The organism is Pseudomonas congelans (genome assembly GCF_900103225.1).
GTDB lineage: Bacteria > Pseudomonadota > Gammaproteobacteria > Pseudomonadales > Pseudomonadaceae > Aquipseudomonas > Aquipseudomonas congelans.
In genome coordinates this window covers 22,996-40,602 of record NZ_FNJH01000007.1, presented here as the reverse complement: position 1 = coordinate 40,602, position 17,607 = coordinate 22,996, and the positions used below count along the sequence as shown (strand labels likewise).

Annotated in this window: 17 protein-coding genes; 6 read left to right on the top strand and 11 right to left on the bottom strand. The window is 59.9% G+C overall.

The features are described 5' to 3' along the window. Positions 1 to 38: 38 nt before the first annotated feature. Positions 39 to 686: a peptide-methionine (S)-S-oxide reductase MsrA gene (gene msrA, locus BLR20_RS20800; protein ID WP_010430129.1), complete on the top strand. Its 648-nt coding sequence runs from the start codon at positions 39 to 41 to the stop codon at positions 684 to 686. Between the two features lie 259 nt (positions 687 to 945). Here the strand turns inward: msrA and BLR20_RS20795 are convergent, their stop codons facing one another. Further along, on the bottom strand, positions 946 to 1,782 hold the full coding sequence (locus tag BLR20_RS20795; RefSeq protein WP_003432503.1) for a 23S rRNA (adenine(2030)-N(6))-methyltransferase RlmJ: 837 nt from the start codon (positions 1,780 to 1,782) through the stop codon (positions 946 to 948). 379 nt (positions 1,783 to 2,161) lie between these two features. Here BLR20_RS20795 and BLR20_RS20790 point away from each other — a divergent pair, with 379 nt between their 5' ends. Together BLR20_RS20790 and BLR20_RS27410 are read left to right on the top strand one after the other, a co-directional pair. After that, positions 2,162 to 2,392 carry a DUF6124 family protein gene (locus BLR20_RS20790; protein WP_010430134.1) on the top strand — a complete coding sequence of 77 codons (231 nt, stop codon included), beginning with the start codon at positions 2,162 to 2,164 and terminating at the stop codon, positions 2,390 to 2,392. 119 nt (positions 2,393 to 2,511) lie between these two features. Next, positions 2,512 to 2,778: a hypothetical protein gene (locus BLR20_RS27410; RefSeq protein ID WP_010430136.1), complete on the top strand. Its 267-nt coding sequence runs from the start codon at positions 2,512 to 2,514 to the stop codon at positions 2,776 to 2,778. A gap of 534 nt (positions 2,779 to 3,312) precedes the next feature. Here the strand turns inward: BLR20_RS27410 and gbcB are convergent. Then, positions 3,313 to 4,413, bottom strand: a complete 1,101-nt coding sequence (gene gbcB / locus BLR20_RS20775; protein WP_010429324.1) for a glycine-betaine demethylase subunit GbcB — start codon at positions 4,411 to 4,413, stop codon at positions 3,313 to 3,315. Positions 4,414 to 4,722: 309 nt separating this feature from the next. On the opposite strand from gbcB, the gene gbcA reads away from it, so the two are divergent. Next, a complete protein-coding gene (gene gbcA, locus BLR20_RS20765) occupies positions 4,723 to 6,021 on the top strand; it encodes a glycine-betaine demethylase subunit GbcA (protein ID WP_004415612.1) in 1,299 nt (432 codons plus the stop codon). A gap of 712 nt (positions 6,022 to 6,733) precedes the next feature. Here the strand turns inward: gbcA and etfB are convergent. From etfB to BLR20_RS20735, 6 genes are all read right to left on the bottom strand, one after another. Then, positions 6,734 to 7,531, bottom strand: coding sequence for an electron transfer flavoprotein subunit beta (gene etfB / locus BLR20_RS20760; RefSeq protein ID WP_054992466.1), 798 nt, complete (start codon positions 7,529 to 7,531; stop codon positions 6,734 to 6,736). Then, on the bottom strand, positions 7,521 to 8,741 hold the full coding sequence (gene etfA, locus BLR20_RS20755) for an electron transfer flavoprotein subunit alpha (RefSeq protein WP_054992465.1): 1,221 nt from the start codon (positions 8,739 to 8,741) through the stop codon (positions 7,521 to 7,523). Before etfA ends, etfB begins: the two co-directional genes overlap by 11 nt. Then, on the bottom strand, positions 8,741 to 10,702 hold the full coding sequence (gene dgcB, locus BLR20_RS20750; RefSeq protein WP_054992464.1) for a dimethylglycine demethylation protein DgcB: 1,962 nt from the start codon (positions 10,700 to 10,702) through the stop codon (positions 8,741 to 8,743). The genes etfA and dgcB overlap by 1 nt, the downstream gene beginning before the upstream one ends. 156 nt (positions 10,703 to 10,858) lie before the next feature. Further along, positions 10,859 to 12,919 (bottom strand): dimethylglycine demethylation protein DgcA, encoded by a 2,061-nt coding sequence (dgcA, locus tag BLR20_RS20745; protein ID WP_054992463.1) that lies wholly within the window; start codon positions 12,917 to 12,919, stop codon positions 10,859 to 10,861. A 15-nt stretch (positions 12,920 to 12,934) separates the two neighbouring features. Next, the gene (locus BLR20_RS20740) at positions 12,935 to 13,465 is read right to left on the bottom strand and encodes a DUF5943 domain-containing protein (RefSeq protein ID WP_054992462.1); all 531 of its coding nucleotides are present in this window, start codon (positions 13,463 to 13,465) and stop codon (positions 12,935 to 12,937) included. An 83-nt stretch (positions 13,466 to 13,548) separates the two neighbouring features. Continuing rightward, positions 13,549 to 14,526, bottom strand: a complete 978-nt coding sequence (locus BLR20_RS20735) for a dipeptidase (RefSeq protein WP_003372603.1) — start codon at positions 14,524 to 14,526, stop codon at positions 13,549 to 13,551. Between the two features lie 228 nt (positions 14,527 to 14,754). Between BLR20_RS20735 and BLR20_RS20730 the strand changes: the two genes are divergently transcribed. Together BLR20_RS20730 and BLR20_RS20725 are read left to right on the top strand one after the other, a co-directional pair. Continuing rightward, on the top strand, positions 14,755 to 15,165 hold the full coding sequence (locus tag BLR20_RS20730) for a lysozyme inhibitor LprI family protein (RefSeq protein ID WP_054992487.1): 411 nt from the start codon (positions 14,755 to 14,757) through the stop codon (positions 15,163 to 15,165). 55 nt (positions 15,166 to 15,220) lie between these two features. Beyond that, positions 15,221 to 15,640, top strand: coding sequence for a DUF3010 family protein (locus tag BLR20_RS20725; protein ID WP_054992461.1), 420 nt, complete (start codon positions 15,221 to 15,223; stop codon positions 15,638 to 15,640). A gap of 181 nt (positions 15,641 to 15,821) precedes the next feature. On the opposite strand, the gene fba is transcribed toward BLR20_RS20725, so the two are convergent. The 3 genes from fba to BLR20_RS20710 all read right to left on the bottom strand — a co-directional run bounded on the left by fba (position 15,822) and on the right by BLR20_RS20710 (position 17,576). Next, entirely contained in the window at positions 15,822 to 16,886 is a 1,065-nt protein-coding gene (gene fba / locus BLR20_RS20720) for a class II fructose-bisphosphate aldolase (RefSeq protein ID WP_003372623.1), read from the bottom strand. Positions 16,887 to 16,999: 113 nt separating this feature from the next. Beyond that, the gene (locus BLR20_RS20715; RefSeq protein WP_010432314.1) at positions 17,000 to 17,326 is read right to left on the bottom strand and encodes an MliC family protein; all 327 of its coding nucleotides are present in this window, start codon (positions 17,324 to 17,326) and stop codon (positions 17,000 to 17,002) included. 52 nt (positions 17,327 to 17,378) lie between these two features. Beyond that, positions 17,379 to 17,576 (bottom strand): hypothetical protein, encoded by a 198-nt coding sequence (locus BLR20_RS20710; RefSeq protein ID WP_003405172.1) that lies wholly within the window; start codon positions 17,574 to 17,576, stop codon positions 17,379 to 17,381. Positions 17,577 to 17,607: the final 31 nt, after the last annotated feature.

Sequence of the window (17,607 nt, the reverse complement as noted above, 5' to 3'; positions counted from 1 at the left end):
GGCCCCCGCTGCCGTCTCCACACGAGAGGATATGGTTCATGACTTTGCGCTCGGAAATTCTAGTGAATAAAAACGTACTGCCTACCGCCGAACAAGCACTGCCAGGTCGTGAAACACCTATGCCGCTTCCGGAAACCCACTTCGTCAACGGCAATCCGCTATTGGGGCCGTTTTCGAGCAACGTCGAATTCGCCATCTTCGGCATGGGTTGCTTCTGGGGCGCAGAACGCCGTCTGTGGCAACAGGAAGGTGTGGTGAGCACTGTCGCCGGCTACGCAGGCGGATTTACCCCGAACCCGACCTACGAAGAGGTCTGCTCCGGGCTGACCGGCCACACCGAAGTGGTGCTGGTGGTCTACGAGCCGGCAAAAATCAGCTATGAAGCGCTGCTCAAGGTGTTCTGGGAAGTGCACAACCCGACTCAAGGCATGCGTCAGGGCAATGACATCGGCACTCAGTATCGCTCGGTGATCTACTGCACCACTCCCGAACAGCTCGACGCCGCCAAAGCCAGTGCCGAAACGTTCCAGGCGGAACTGAACAAGGCCGGTAAGGGCAGCATCACTACTGAAATCGAGGAGGCACCGACGGTTTACTTTGCCGAAGCCTACCACCAGCAATACCTGGCCAAGAACCCACAGGGCTACTGCGGGCTGGGCGGCACGGGTGTGTGCATGCCGGCTTGATTCGCGCCTAGCGGCCCGAAAACAGCGTTTTTCAGGCTTCTGCCCGCAAGGCGTAGGAGCGAACTTGTTCGCGAAGATAGTAGTTCAGGTAACGCATTTTCGCCGAATATACTGGCCCCTTCGCGAACAAGTTCGCTCCTACGACCTACGGTCAGAATCAAAAGCGGGCTTATGTATAACGCTGAGCTCCGCGTGGGAATGCAGTTCTGGACGCTCTGCGTCCGCTAGGCAGCGCAACCCGGCCTGGCTGTGAACACGCTTACTCGGCAATCAACCAGTCCATCTTCCAGCCGCCCTGGGTCTGGCCCAGTTTCTGGGCAAGGTATGGCATCAGCTCGCGCAGTTCTTCTTCCAGACCCCATGGCGGGTTGGCGATCGCCAGGCCTGAACCGTTGAGGCTGGCCGGGGTGTCCAGCGGGTGGACGAACAGCTCGACGCGCAGCAGCTTGGGCGCACCGGTTTCCGCCAGGTCCTGATAGAAGCGGCGCAGCAGGCGCGTATCCTTGATCGGGTACCAGATCGCCGCCACTGTCTGACGCATGCGCCCGATGGCTTCCTTGAGCGCAACCGCGCAACGCTTCATTTCATCGAGTTGCTCGAATGGCGGGTCGATGAGCATCACGGCACGCTTCTCAGCCACGGGCAGCAAGGCACGCGGGACATGCCAGCCTTCCCCAAGATGCACCGCCACGCGGCGGTCGCCCTTCATGTTTTCCTTGAGCAGACGCCCGTCTTCGGGGTGCTTCTCGTTGAGCAGCACACGCTCGCGCTCGCGGGTCAGGCGGCGAGCCAGTTCCGGCGAGCCAGGGTAATAGCGCAGCTCGCCATCCGGGTTCATGTCGTGCAGCACTTGCAGATAGTCGGACGCCAGCGCAGGCAGGTCGGTGGCGTTCCACAGGCGGCCGATACCTTCCAGCCATTCTCCGGTGCGTGTGGCCTGATCACCTTTCAGGTCGTACAGGCCGAGCCCGGCGTGGGTGTCGAGATAGGCGAACGGCTGCTCCTTGCGCGCCATGAGGGCGATCAGGCGAGTCAGGGTGAGGTGTTTGAACACGTCGGCGTGGTTGCCGGCATGGTAGGCGTGACGGTAATTCATGGCAGCTCCTGGCAAGCTGCGCAGTTTAGCAAACCTGAGCAATGAACAAGAATTTGTAACGAATTTGCGGGACTCGTCCCTTTCGCTTGAAGGAAATTTCCGAGAAACTCCCGGCCCCTTGTGCCTGCCTGTTTCGATCTCTACTCTGCGCCCGTCGCTGCATATTCAGCGGTGAGGATTAGTAGCCCTCGATGTGATTAGGCGCAATGCGCCACCTTGTGCAAGGCGCTTGTTTACGGCCTGCATCTTTATGGTGGCCGTGCGTGGGGCGTCTTCGGATGCACCGGTTCCTAATCACCGGGCTACTACCTGCGTGCGGCCGCCACCTTCGATTAGTAGCCGAAGTGACGACCTTCCAGTAATTGATTAGGAGTCTCACATGCTAAAAATCGTCCCCGATCCGCCCCTCTTCACCGCCAACCCCAATGTCAGTCATGAAGACGCCCTGATGCATGCCAGCGACCTGCTACGCTGCGCCGCCACCAGCGCCTGTGAATTCAGCGACAGCATGACCGGCACCCAGCGCGACATGACGCTGTCGATCATGCATCTGGTGGAAATGGCCAAGGTCATGGTCGACAGAACGATAGACAACCTGCAAACCGAATGACCGCATGAACTGAAAACGACGCACTTGTAGCCAATCCTGCCACTCACGGCGTGCAGGGGTTGCCCACAGGCGGTTGTCCTTACAGAATCGGAAAAAGCCCGATCAAAGGAACAGACGTCATGATGCACGCGGATTTGATTGACCAGGAAGACCTGCTCGGCCAGCTCAGAGCCCTGGGCTTCGAAGCCCCCGGTGGCGCAACCGCTGAACAGGCCTGCGCAAATGCCGTCTGCGGCCTCAACACCGAACGCGCGACCGCCTTGCGACGTCTGGTAGAACAACTCCTGACCGGCAGCGCCACCCTCCTCCCCGCCGTACGCCAGGCCATCGACCAGCAACTACTGCCCGCATTGGCGGCTTATAAGCAGAGTCATAGCGGATCATGACCGATAGGTGCCCGAAAGAACGCCTATGGTGCCCATTCTCCGCATGGGTATGCCGTTCCGGGGGCTCTGCGTCATGCCTTGAACCTGCGGCGCGGCGCAGATCTGTGACGCAGAGCGTCACGCAATGCATTCCCACGCTGGAGCGTGAGGAACGATAGTCGTCAGGTAGATCACTATCGTGCCCATGCTCCGCGTGGGTATGCCGTTCCGGGTACTCCGCGTCATGCCTTGAGCCTGCGGCGGGGCGCAGATCTGTGACGCGGAGCGTCACGCAATGCATTCCCACGCTGAAGCGTGAGGAACGATAGTCGTCAGGTAGATCACTATCGTGCCCATGCTCCGCGTGGGTACGCCGTTCCGGACGCTCCGCGTCCTGCCTTGAACCTGCGGCGCGGCGCAGATCTGTGACGCAGAGCGTCACGCAATGCATTCCCACGCTGGAGCGTGAGGAACGATAAGGCTCTAACTATCGTACCCATGCTCCGCGTGGAGACGCCTTTCCGGACACCGTGCGTCATATGGTTTCAAGCGTGCTCAATACTCAATCCGCACATCCCCCTTCGGCACGCTGCAGCAGGACAGAATGTACCCCTCTGCAACATCCTCGTCGGTAATGCCACCGTTGTGCTCCATCTCGACTTCGCCGCTCAGCTTCATGACCTTGCAGGTCCCGCAGATGCCCATGCCGCAGGCTTTGGGGATCATCAGACCGAGTTTGGCGGCAGCGGCATGCACGGTTTCGCCCGGTCCCACGCGGATGCTCTTGCCGGTATCGGTGAACTCCACCTGATGCAGGTCGGCGATATCGACGTCGGGCGCGTCGGCAGCGATTTCGGCCTGCTCGACGGCATCGGCCCTGGCCTCGGGCGGTGTCGCGCCGAACGACTCTTCATGGTATTGCGCCATGTTGAAGCCGTTTTCCTGCAACAGACGCTTGACCGCTGTCATGTACGGCGTCGGCCCGCAGCAGAACACCTCGCGGTCCATGAAGTCCGGCGCCATCAGCTCAAGCATTTTCTGGTTCAGGTAGCCGCGATAACCGGCCCACGGCTCGCCCAGTCCGTGTTTTTCACAGACCAGATGCAGGCTGAAGTTTTCGATCCGCGAGGCCATGTGCTCCAGCTCGCGGTGATAGATGATGTCTTTCGGTGAACGCGCGCTGTGTACGAAAACCATGTCGACGTTGGCGTTGGTGTCGTAGAACCAGCGCGCCATGGACATCACCGGCGTGATACCGACACCGCCGCTGAGGTAGAGAATCTTCGGGTTCGGGAAGTCGATGGCGTTGAACAGCCCGACCGGACCGTGTACCGCCAGCTCCTGCCCTTCAATCAGCGTGTCATGCAGGTAATTGGAAACCTTGCCGCCCGGCACACGCTTGACGGTGATCGAAAAACTGTACGGCACCGATGGCGAACTGGAGATGGTGTAGGAGCGCATGACCGGCAGGCCGTCGATCTCCAGCTCCAGGGTCACGAACTGGCCGGGCTTGAAGAAGAACATGATCGGCTGGTCGGCCATGAAGCAGAACGTGCGCACGTCCCAGGTTTCCTGGATGACTTTGACGACACGTACCAGGTGACGCCCGTTGGCCCATGTCTGGGTCGTGACCGGGCTCAGGAAACTTTGGGACATACTCGATCTCCACGGCCGACTGTCGGCCTCTCATGTTGCGGATTCTGCGTAACGTCCGAGGCGGCCATTTATCTATCAACGACATTCACGTACTTACCGCGACCAGCCCCGTCCAACAAGGCCTGTCGCGTCGGGAACGGATGCGGCCATGTCGCCCATGGATAAGGTTCACGGCGCGCCCGGCTCCACACTCGCCACCAAGGGTCATAAGCATGAGCGACTGATCTATCGTCATGCTTGAAACGCGATCACATCCGTATCAGCCACATTCGCAGGCCGCCCATGCCGCGGTCATGAGGGATTTAATCGATGGACGTCACCGCAACCTTGAGCCTGGGCGATCCGCTGGAACCTGCACGCAAGGCCACTGCCGAGATGCTGCAGAATCGCGAGCGCACGTACTCGCTGCCGCAGCCTTTCTACAGTGATGAGCGACTGTTTGAAATCGACATGCAGGAAATCTTTCACAAGGAGTGGCTGATTGCCGGGATGACGTGCGAAATCCCGACCAAGGGCAACTACCTGACGCTGCAGATCGGCAAGAACCCGATTCTGGTCGTGCGCGGCCCGGACGGTGTCGTCAACGCGTTCCACAATGTTTGCCGCCATCGCGGCTCGCGCCTGTGCACTGCCGAAAAAGGCAAAGTCGCCAAACTGGTTTGCCACTACCACCAGTGGACGTATGAACTGGACGGTCGCCTGCTGTATGCCGGTACCGAGATGGGCGACGACTTCGACATGAAGCAGTTCGGCCTCAAGCCGGTCCACGTCAAGACCGCAGGCGGCTACATTTTCATCAGCCTTGCAGAGAACCCGCCTGCCATCGACGAGTTCCTGTCGACGCTGCGGCACTACATGGAACCCTATGACATGGAGAACACCAAGGTGGCGGTGCAAACCACCTTGATGGAAAAGGCCAACTGGAAGCTGGTGCTGGAAAACAACCGCGAGTGTTACCACTGCAGTGGCTCGCACCCGGAATTGCTCAAGACCCTGCTGGAATGGGACGACGTCACCGATCCCCGGGCCGATCAGACCTTCAAGGACCATGTGGCCGCGTCTGCAGCCGCCTGGGACGCAGAGAAAATTCCGTACGCCCACGCCAGTTTCGGCCTGCGTAACCGTATCGTGCGCATGCCGCTGCTCAAAGGCACAGTGTCGATGACCATGGACGGCAAGGTCGGCTGCAAGAAACTGATGGGCCGCATCCAGAACCCCGACCTGGGTTCGATGCGCATTCTGCATTTGCCGCACTCCTGGAACCACTGCATGGGCGATCACATCATCGTCTTCACGGTGTGGCCGATCAGTGCACAGGAAACCATGGTTTCCACCAAATGGATTGTGCACAAGGATGCGGTCGAAGGCGTGGATTACGACGTCGAGCGCATGCGCCAGGTCTGGGACGCCACCAACGATCAGGACCGTCGTCTTGCCGAAGAAAACCAGCGCGGTATCAACTCCAGCGCCTATCAACCCGGCCCTTACTCGAAAACCTATGAGTTCGGCGTGGTCAACTTCGTCGACTGGTACAGCTCGCGCATGCTGGAAAACCTCGGTGCAGAACCTGCGCCGTACTTGAAGGGCGTGGCGGTCAATCACGAGTAAAGATCGCCGCCGACGTGATGCTCCCTTGCGAACTCACCTCGTTCACAAAGTGAGTCCGACTCGGCCCGCCTGCTCCAGCTCATAAAAAGACGGTGGCCGTAATAACTGAACGACTTATCCACAGAGCCACGAAGGGGGTTTATGGATAAGTCGTTTTTTCATGGAGCCGGAAATATCCGGGACAACAATGGCTTACCTGGAAAAGCCCAACCACAAAGCCTGTATGTTTTTTAACCAACTGTCTATAGAGCTTGATTTACCTGGGCTGCAGACGAGCACGAACACCTTATCCACAGAAGCGCCAACAGACTTTGGGTACAACTCTGCGTACGGCCCTTTTTTGCTGTGGAAAACCGTAAGAACGTGCGTCTCGCAACGCTATCGAAAGGATAACCAGTGTGTGCGACCAACGATTGGTTGTTTTTCGTACAAAACCCTACAGACCTTTACATGTAAGGCTTACAGACGATCACGAACAACTTGTCCACAGAGCAACCAACAGAGAATGTGGGCAAACCCGAAAACACACGGACGCCTGTGAACTGTTTGTCCACAGCAAAAGTCCTGTAAAAACCGTCGGTTACCTGATCATTTTTTAAACACAACTCTACAGGCACCGCACTACAAGGGCTTCAGCCAGCAGCGAACATGTTATCCACAGACGGGCACACAGACTTTGTGCGTAAGTTGCCTCGGGCCTGGACGATTCGAATCATCTGACCACCCCTTCCTCAATGAGCAACTTGAGGATTGCCTCAGCCCCCTCTTCCGGGCTCAAGCCTTTGAGGATTTTTCCGCCACCGCCGCTCGCCTTGGCGGTCGCAGCCTTCATGCGGTCTGCGCCACTTTTGGCCTTGATGACTTTCAGACGTTTCGGGCGGACCCTGGCCGATTGCAGCGCCCCCTCGGCAAGCACCTCATCCACCTGCATCTCAACATCGTCAATGCTTAGCGTGCCACGCTGTGCGGGCCCGAACGCGCTCTGCCGGGGTTTGGGAGCCGCGTTATCCACCGTGGCGAGAAACGGCAGACGAACCTTCAGACGACGACGCTGGCCGCGGGGCAGAGCCTGCAGGACCAGTGCGGTACCGTTGTTCAGCGACTCGACTTCAGCCAGACCGGTCACCAGTGGCCAGCCCAGCCTTTCAGCCAGCAGAAAGGGCAGCATGCCCGACCCTTCACCGGTTTCAGCCTGGCTGCCGGCCAACACCACCTGTGCGGCAGAATCCCGGAGGTAGTCGGTCAGAGCGACCAGCGCATCGGCGCCTTCGGGTTGCTCCAGCACATGCAGCTCGCTGAGCCCCATGCCAAGGTAAGCGCGCAGCGCGGGTTCTTCGGCATTGCCGGCGTGCAGTACCTGCAAGTTATCCCCAGCCAGCTGCAAGCCAAGCTCGACGGCCCGCGCATCCTGTTCGGCGCGGCGCGCACGGCCTGATGTCGGGTGCGCCCCGATGGACACCAGACTGATGATATGTACCGCATGCTTACCCACAGACACGTCAGGCTGCATCGCGTTTACCTCCGCTACGCCAGGTTTGCACTGCGGCGATCAGCGCCGTGAGCACTTCGGCGCTCTCGCCGATGACCGATAGATCAGCGCGCTTGACCATGTCGCAGCCCGCGTCCTGATTGATCGCAATGACCTTGTCGCAGGCACCGATGCCCTGCAGGTGCTGGATGGCCCCGGAAATACCGACGGCAACATACACCCTTGCGGTAACCCAGGTGCCACTCGCGCCTACCTGCCGCTCGCGGCCCATGAAACCGTCGTCCACTGCGACCCGCGACGCCCCCTCGGTGGCCCCGAGTGCCGAAGCGGCCTGATGAAACAGGTCCCAGTCTTTGACACCATTGCCGCCAGACAGAATGAATTCGGCTTCAGCCATGGGGATAACTGCGGGATCGACGGCTACCGCCCCCAGATCCTCGATACGCGGCAGGCTGCGCGCCACGCCTGTGGACAACTCGACCGGCAATACCTCGTGACGGGTTTCGCTAACCGGTTCGGCGCACTCCGCAGCGGCCAGAATCAAGCGCGCCAGAGGCCGAACCAGGTCTTCGCGGCCGGCTCCTGCCCGACTTATGCACAATAGGTCCTTGACCTGCCAGACCCGCGTTGCGGGTCGCTCGCCGATGCTGGCGGCAAAACGTCTTCCCAGTTCGCCACCGCCGCTGCGGCTGTCCGGCAACAGCCAATGGCGCGGGTTGAACTGGTTATCCACAGCTCGCAAACCCTGCACGCGTTGTTCCGGTGAATAACCATCGAACCCGGCACCGTCGATAAGCAACAGCCGATCAACGCCAGCGGTGTCGAATGCAGCTTCCTTGTGTTCGCCGAACACCACCGCCAGCACAGCACCTTCGGCCCCGGCCAACTGACGCGCCAGGCCCAGCAAGTCACGGTCATGGCTGCTCAGGCGGCCGCCGACCATATCGGGCACCACGATGATATAGAACGCTGGCTCGGCCACGGTATGCAGCGGCAGCTGCACGTCGGCAGTGGCCGAACGCTTGACCGCGCCGCCCTGCTGCGCGCCGCTGCGGTCGATACGCTTGATACCGTTGGGACCCATGAAGCCCACACCGTGCACATTCTTGCGCATCAGGCCATTCGGCCCCATCCAGCTGCTCTGCGCAGGCTGCATGGCCGCATGCAGTGGGTGCAGTCGATTGCGGGCAATCCACTCGGCGCGTGGATCACGACGGATAATGTCACTCATCAGAGCACCTCCGCGGGTTCACGTTTGGCAGGCGCTGGCGTGCTGGGGATAACTTCCTCAATCAGTGCATCGGCCACCAGTTCGGCAATGTCTTTGATCAGCGGCCGCGGTTCGACAACGCCTTCGAGCATGGCTGTGCACTGTGGACAACCTACCGCGACCAGCTCGGCAGCCGTTTCACGGATGTCGTCCATGCGCATGTCGGGAATCCGCTGTCTGCCGGGAATGTCAGTGATCGGCGCGCCACCGCCGCCACCGCAGCAGCGGGAACGGAAGCCCGAGCGCTGCATTTCTCTGATCTCGATCCCCAGCGCACGCAGCACTTCACGCGGCGCCTCATATTCGCCGTTGTAACGGCCCAGGTAACACGGGTCGTGATAGGTCACGCTGGCGCCTTTGTGCTTGCCCAGATTCAGGGCCCCGTTACGTACCAGCTCGGCCATGAATGTGCTGTGGTGCTGCACCTGATAGTCGCCGCCAAATGCGCCATATTCGTTTTTCAGCACATGAAAGCTGTGCGGGTCGCAGGTCACGATGCGTTGGAAACTGTACTGGGACAGGGTCTGAATGTTGCGGCGGGCGAGCGTCTGGAAGGTCGCTTCATCACCCAGCCGCCGGGCCACATCACCGCTGTCGCGTTCTTCGAGGCCCAGCACGGCGAAATCCACCCCGGCCGCCTTGAGGACTTTGACGAACGCGCGCAAGGTACGTTGATTGCGCATATCGAACGCGCCATCTCCGACCCAGAACAGCACATCCACCGTTTTTTTCTCGCTGAGCAGCGTCAGGTTCAGATCGGCCGCCCAGTTCATTCGCCCGCCCGGCGCAAACCCGCCGGGGTTATCGGTGGCGATCAGGTTGTCCAGCACTTCGGCGCCCTTGTTCGGGGTAGCGCCCTTTTCGAGAGTCAGGTGACGGCGCATGTCGACAATGGCATCGACGTGTTCGATCATCATCGGGCACTCTTCGACGCAGGCCCGGCAGGTGGTGCAGGACCACAGCGTCTCGGCGTCCACCAGCCCGTTGACGATGGGCTGATGCGGATTGCCGCCATGCTCGCCCAGCGGCTTGCCTTTACCGTCCAGCGATGGATACGGACTGCCCGCAAATTTTGCATCGGTGCCACCGGCAAGGCCGACCACCATGTCCTGAATCAGCTTTTTGGGGTTGAGTGGCTGGCCTGCCGCAAACGCCGGGCAGGCAGCCTCGCACTTGCCGCACTGCACGCAAGCGTCGAAGCCCAGCAGTTGATTCCAGGTGAAGTCCTGGGGTTTCTCCACACCCAGCGGCGCGGATCGATCGTTCAGGTCCAACGGCTTCAGCCCCGTGGAGCGCCCGCCACCAAAACGCTCGGCCCGGCGATGCCAGGCCAGGTGCAGCGCCCCGGCGAAGGCATGCTTCATCGGCCCGCCCCAGGTCATGCCGAAAAACAGCTCGCTCACGCCCCACAGCACACCCAACCCAAGAACGACCACCAGCACCCAGCCGCCGAAGTGCTCGGGAAGAATGCCGGCAACCGGCAACGTGACCAGAAAAAAGCTCGCGGAAAACGCCATGAGGCTTTTCGGCAGACGCATCCACGGCCCTTTCGACAGACGCGCAGGCGGATTGAGCCGACGACGATAGACAAACACTGCGCCGATAAACATCACCGCCGTCATCAACAGCAGCGCATAGCCAAGCAGGCGATTGTGCAGGCCGAAACCGTGCACCAGAATCGCCAGCACAATCGAGGCCACCGCGCCGCCCGCTGTGGCCACATGGGTGTTGGCGATGTATTTGTCACGCGCGACCACATGATGCAGATCGACCATGTAACGCTTGGGCATGGCCAGCAGCCCACCCAGCAAATCGACTTTCGAGGACCGACCGTTGCGCCACAGGGTCACCCGCCGCCAGGCGCCCAGCGCCGCAAGGGCCAGGGCGCTGAACAGCAGGATCGGAAGAAGGGTGTCTAGCATCTGAAGCTCCAGGTACCAAGCGGTCTTGCAGTCCGGGTGACGCTTCGCTGGTTCGCAAAAACTGTGGATCAGACAACCTGTATGTCGACTGATCTATCGCATTCGCGAACGAGTTCGCTCCCACGGCCTGCGGCCAGAATCAAAGACAGGCGAGCCTTAAAAGTCCTTGCACAGCCGCAAGCCGTCATAGATCGCCGCGTGGGTATTACGCTGCGCCACGCAATCGCCGATACGAAACAGCAGGTAACCGTCACCCGGCTGGCTCAATGAAGGCTGCGGCTGAATGGCGAACAGCGCGTCGATATCAATCTGGCCCTTGTTGCGCGAGCCTTCCTTGAGCGCGTAGTAGATCGCTTCGTCAGGACGCACGCCGTTTTCCACCACCACCTGATCGACGACCCGCTCTTCCTTGGCGCCGGTGTATTCGTTCTCCAGCACCGCCACCAGCTTGTCGCCCTCGCGATAGACCTTTTCCAGCATCATGTCGCCGGTCATGATCACTTCCTTGGGGTACATGCTGCGGTAGTAGGTCGGGAACGAGGTTCCGCCAATCGCCACGCCCGGCTTGATGTCATCGGTGACGATTTCGACCTGGCAGCCCTTGTCGGCCAGGAAGTCGGCCACCGACATGCCGGTGAACTCGCAGATGGTGTCGTAGACCAGCACGTTCTTGCCCGGCGCAACCTTGCCATCCAGCACATCCCAACTGCTGACCACCAGGCCTTCCGCCGCGCCCCAGTGTTCGTTCTGCTCCAGAAACGGATGACCGCCGACCGCCAGCACCACGATGTCCGGGCGCAGGTCGAGGATGGTTGCCGCGTCCGCCGCGGTCCCCAGACGCAAATCGACTTTCAGGCGCGCCAGCTCCAGCTGGAACCAGCGGGTAATGCCGGCAATCTGGTCGCGCTGCGGTGCCTTCGATGCGGTGGTGATCTGCCCGCCGATGAAGTCCTTCTTCTCGAACAGGGTCACGTCATGCCCACGCTCTGCAGAGACCCGCGCGGCCTCCATCCCGGCAGGACCGGCACCGACCACCACGACCTTGCGCCTTGGCCCGGTCGACTTCTCGATGATGTGCGGCACGCCCATGTATTCGCGGGACGTGGCGGCATTCTGGATGCACAGCACATCCAGGCCCTGATACTGGCGATCGATGCAGTAGTTGGCACCGACGCACTGCTTGATCTGATCGATCTGGCCCATCTTGATCTTGGCGATCAGGTGCGGATCGGCAATGTGCGCGCGGGTCATGCCGACCATGTCGACATAACCGCCTTCCAGAATTCGCGTTGCCTGGTTCGGGTCCTTGATGTTCTGCGCGTGCAGCACCGGGGCCTTGACCACTTCCTTGATGCCGGCCGCCAGGTGCAGGAACGGCTCCGGTGGATAACTCATGTTCGGAATGACGTTGGCCAGGGTGTTGTGGGTGTCACACCCCGAGCCCACCACGCCGATGAAATCGATCATGCCGGTGTCGTCGTAATACTTGGCGATCTGTTTCATGTCTTCGTGGCTGAGGCCATCGGGATGAAACTCGTCGCCACAGATGCGCAGCCCCACACAGAAGTCGGGGCCGACTTCCTTGCGCACCGCCTTGATCACTTCCAGACCGAAGCGCATGCGGTTCTCGAAACTGCCGCCCCATTCATCGGTACGCTTGTTGACGCGCGGGCTCCAGAACTGGTCAATCATGTGCTGATGCACCGCCGACAACTCGACGCCATCCAGGCCACCGGCCTTGGCACGCGCCGCAGCGCTGGCGTAGTTGCCGATCACCCGCCAGATTTCTTCCGGCTCGATGGTTTTGCAGGTTGCCCGGTGTACCGGCTCGCGAATGCCAGACGGCGACAGCAGGGTCGGCCAGTGATCGCCGTCCCAGCGCGAGCGACGGCCCATGTGGGTAATCTGGATCATGATCTTGGCGCCATGCTTGTGCATGGCGTCGGCGAGGTTCTGGAAGTGCGGGATGATTCTGTCGGTCGCCAGGTTGACTGACTTCCACCAGCTTTGCGGGCTGTCGATGGCCACGCTTGAAGAGCCGCCACAAATGGCCAGACCGATGCCGCCCTTGGCTTTCTCCTCGTAGTACTTCACGTAACGATCCGTGGTCATGCCGCCGTCGGTGGCGTAGACCTCGGCGTGCGCAGTGCTCAGCACGCGATTGCGGATGGTGAGCTTGCCGATCTGGATCGGCTGGAACATCGCTTCGAAAGCCATAACCCGATCCTCGATTTACAGCGGCTTGACGACAAACAGGCCGTCGTCATGACCTTCTTCGGAACCACCGTAAACCTGCTCGGCAACCGTACGCACGGAGCTGCCGCAGGCTGCGAGGATCTGGTCCATGGCCCCGGCGAACCAGCCGGTGAACATGTAATCGACCTTGCGCCCGACCTTGCCGTAGACGTACACGAAACAGGAGTGCTCCAGTTTCACGCTGGCAGTGCCTTTCTCGATGTCGATATCCTGGATCTTGAACAGGCCCCAGCCACGCTGCGACAGGCGCTTCATGTAGTGCTCGAACACCGCAACGCCCTCCAGGCCATGGCATTGGGCTTCCTTCTCGCACCAGTGCCAGGCGGATTTGTAACCCGCCTTGTAGAGGATGTCGGCGTAGGCGTCGGCACCCAGCACTTCCTCGATGCCCATGTGGTTATTGACGAAAAAGTGCCGGGGCACGTAGAGCATCGGCAATGCATCGGAGGTCCAGACGCCGGTTTCGCTGTCGACTTCGATGGGCAGTTGCGGGGCGATTTTAGCCATGGCGGTCAAACTCCAGATGATTCGGGCTGCACCCACCGCCTGAAGGGCCGTGGGGTTCAATTCGATGAGGTATGGCGGGCGGTTTACTCGCCCCAGACGTCGGCCAGAACGTTGACCCAGTTCTCGCCCATGATCTTGCGCACCACGCGTTCGGAGTGACCGCGCTTGAGCAGCGTTTCAGTCAGATTGGGAAACTCCCCGACGGTGCGGATGCCCAGCGGGTTGATGATCTTGCCGAAGTTGGTCAGACGGCGGGCGTAACCCTTGTCGTGGGTCAGGTACTCGAAAAACTCCTGGCCGTGGCCCTGGGTGAAGTCAGTACCAATGCCGATGGCGTCTTCGCCGACGATGTTCATTACGTACTCGATGGCTTCGGCGTAATCGTCGATGGTCGACTCGATGCCCTTGGCCAGGAACGGCGCGAACATGGTTACACCGACAAACCCGCCATGGTCGGCGATGAACTTCAGCTCGGCGTCGGACTTGTTGCGCGGGTGCTCCTTGAGGCCGGACGGCAGGCAGTGGGAATAGCAGACCGGCTTTTTCGACTCGAGAATGACTTCTTCCGAGGTTTTCGAGCCGACGTGGGACAGGTCGCACATCACCCCGACACGGTTCATTTCAGCGACGATCTCACGACCAAAACCCGACAGCCCGCCGTCGCGCTCGTAGCAGCCGGTGCCCACCAGATTCTGGGTGTTGTAGCACATCTGCACGATGCCGACGCCGAGCTTCTTGAAGATCTCGACATAACCGATCTGGTCTTCATAGGCATGCGCGTTCTGGAAGCCGAACAGGATGCCGGTCTTGCCCAGTTCCTTGGCCTTGCGGATGTCGGCAGTGGTATGCACGGGCATGACCAGGTCGCTGTTTTCACGCATCAGTTTCTGGCTGGTGCAGATGCTGTTGATGGTCGCCTGAAAGCCCTCCCACACCGACACGGTGCAGTTGGCCATGGTCAGGCCGCCCTTGCGCATGTCCTCAAACAGCTCGCGGTTCCACTTGGCGATGATCAGCCCGTCAATAACGATGCTGTCGGCGTGTAATTCGGCTGGGCTCATCAGGCTGTCCCCTTTTTTGATTCCGGTGCACCGAATCGGCTGTCGGCGCTAATGGGGTCAGCATATGCCGGAGGGTCAGGGGAGCCGGGTGCAAAAACGACAGGGGGTTTGCCGAAAGCGTCAAGATGCGACAAAGGGGGACGGCGGGTCGTCGTGCGATGTCGTAAACCTGTTCAATGTCTCGCGCTTGAGACAGAATCGAGCCTATCAATGGATCGGAGCGACTCGATGAAAACGTTTTTGCTGACCCTGGCCCTTATGACAACGGCTGTGACAGCGGTACATGCCGCTCAGAACCCGGACGCGTCACCCTGCGACGGTGTCGAGGACGACAAGCAGACCCTGGAATGCTCGACTTACAGCCGCACCACTGCCGAACAGCTGCTCAAGGAGAACTTCGACAACCTGCTCAAGCGCGTTCAGTCCCAGTTCGTCGCCAACAAGACCCAGTTCAATGACTTTACCAGCAAACTCAAGACCGCCCAGCAAGCCTGGGAGAAACTGCGTGACGCCGACTGCGCGGTTGAAGTCTTCCCTTCTGCAGCAGGCAGCAAGGCCTTCACCATCAGTGAAAACGACTGCATTGCGCGCATGAGTGACGAGCGCTCGGAGTATCTGGAGTCGATAGCTCAGGAATAACGTCTACGATGAGATAACCTGCCTCTTTATATGAACGAGCTCATCAGGTTTTCTCATGATTATTTGCGGTGTAGAAATCAAAGGAAGCGAAGCCATCTTCGCCCTCGCCACACGGCAGAGCAGCGGCCTTGCCCACCTGCCGCTGGCCACGAAAAAGATTGCGCTGGAGGACGATGAAGAGCCTGCCAACGTCAAGGCTTTCGCTACGCAACTCGCCGGCTTCGTGCGCGAAAACGGCGTCAGCCATATCGCCATCAAGAAACGCAGCAAGAAAGGCGAATTCGCTGGCGGCCCGACCACCTTCAAGATCGAAACCATCTTTCAACTGATGTCCGATTGCAACGTGGTACTGATCTCGCCGCAAACCATCAACGCGCAGAACAAGAAGCACACCTTCGCCCTGCCCGACACCCTGAACAAGTACCAGCACGAAGCATACAAGGCGGCGTGTGCGGGGCTGATGAAGAGCGTCTAAGCGCTTCAAGAGCGGACGCAGAGCGTCCAGAACGGCATGCGACGCAGAGCGTCGCACGATAATTGGGATTGTCGTTCCGCACGCCCCAGCGCTCAGCGTCACATTCATCTGCCACACAAACACTTTTGACCAGACATAAAAAAACCCGCATTTCTGCGGGTTTCTTCAATGCTCAGTCAACTCAGTTGACCTTGGCATCCAGTTCGCCACGCGCGTAGCGTTCGAACATGGCGTCCAGGGAGATCGGTTTGATCTTCGAGGCGTTGCCAGCGGTGCCGAACGCTTCATAACGGGCGATACATACGTCGCGCATGGCCACGACAGTCTTGGCCAGGTATTTGCGCGGGTCGAACTCGCTCGGGTTTTTCGCCATGAATTCGCGGATGGCACCGGTCGAAGCCAGGCGCAGGTCGGTGTCGATGTTGACCTTGCGCACGCCGTGCTTGATGCCTTCAACGATTTCTTCGACCGGCACGCCGTAGGTTTCTTTGATGTCGCCGCCGAACTCGTTGATGATCTTCAGCCACTCCTGTGGAACGGACGAAGAGCCGTGCATCACCAGGTGAGTGTTCGGGATGCGCTTGTGGATCTCTTTGATACGCTCGATCGCCAGGATGTCGCCGGTAGGCGGCTTGGTGAACTTGTAAGCGCCGTGGCTGGTGCCGATGGCGATGGCCAGGGCATCGACCTGAGTGCGCTTGACGAAGTCAGCGGCTTCTTCCGGGTCGGTCAGCATCTGGCTGTGATCCAGAACGCCTTCCGCACCCACGCCGTCTTCTTCACCGGCCATGCCGGTTTCCAGCGAACCCAGCACGCCCAGCTCGCCTTCCACGGAAACGCCACAGGCGTGAGCGAAGGACACAACACGACGGGTAACGTCGACGTTGTAGTCGTAATCGGCTGGGGACTTGCCGTCTTCACGCAGCGAGCCGTCCATCATGACCGAGCTGAAGCCCAGCTGGATCGAGCGCTGGCAGATATCAGGGCTGGTGCCGTGGTCCTGGTGCATGACCACCGGGATATGTGGAAACTCTTCAATCGCTGCAAGGATCAAGTGACGCAGAAACGGCGCACCGGCGTATTTGCGGGCACCGGCAGAGGCCTGAACGATCACCGGGGAGTCGGTCTTGTCGGCCGCTTCCATAATGGCGCGCATCTGTTCCAGGTTATTTACGTTGAAGGCTGGAACGCCGTAGCCGAATTCGGCCGCGTGGTCCAACATCTGGCGCATGCTGATAAGTGCCATTGTCTGTTTCTCTCCCGGTAGGGTCGTTAGTCGAGCAAGCCTGCCGTAGTGGCGGCTGCCATTCAAGTTATAAGCTCAGCCGCTAGGCTGCGCGTGTGTGCCCGAGATCCGACTTATCTGGCCTTGCAGCCGCGACCGATCAGATCGTTGGTAGCGTCCCAGTAGATCAGGCCCTCGCTACCCTTATTGACGAATGCCAACACATTGTTGCTGTACAACGTACCGCTGGCAGCGCCGGGTTCAGCCTTGAGCCTGAACACCTGATCGCTCTGATTCAGACGAACATCGACTTCCTTTTTGGCCGAGTCGATGTAGCGCCAGTTAACCTCTGCCTTGCTGTCGCATACCCAGCGAGTCCAGGGGTCATTCTGCTGCGATGAACCCATGCTCGAACAACCGCCAAGCACTGCCAAAACCCCGAGGGCAATCACGCCTTTCATTACGTCTCCTGGCTGCCCTGCGAAACGCGGCATGTGCCGTTCGTTTCAACTGTCAGGGGCAGTTCTGTTCCTGTTTTCGGTCATCGGCCGGCTCACCGGTGACATGTGCCTCGACCCGTTGACTGTTTTCAGTCGTCGGCACATTCACGTCGGCCGGGCTGAATATCTGACAGGTCTTGGCACGCGAGCCAGAACCGGTACAACCAGCCAGTACAATGCAGCTCATCAGAGCCAGGGCAGCGATCTTCATGGCGAAACTCCTTTCCCGGAAAAATATCCAC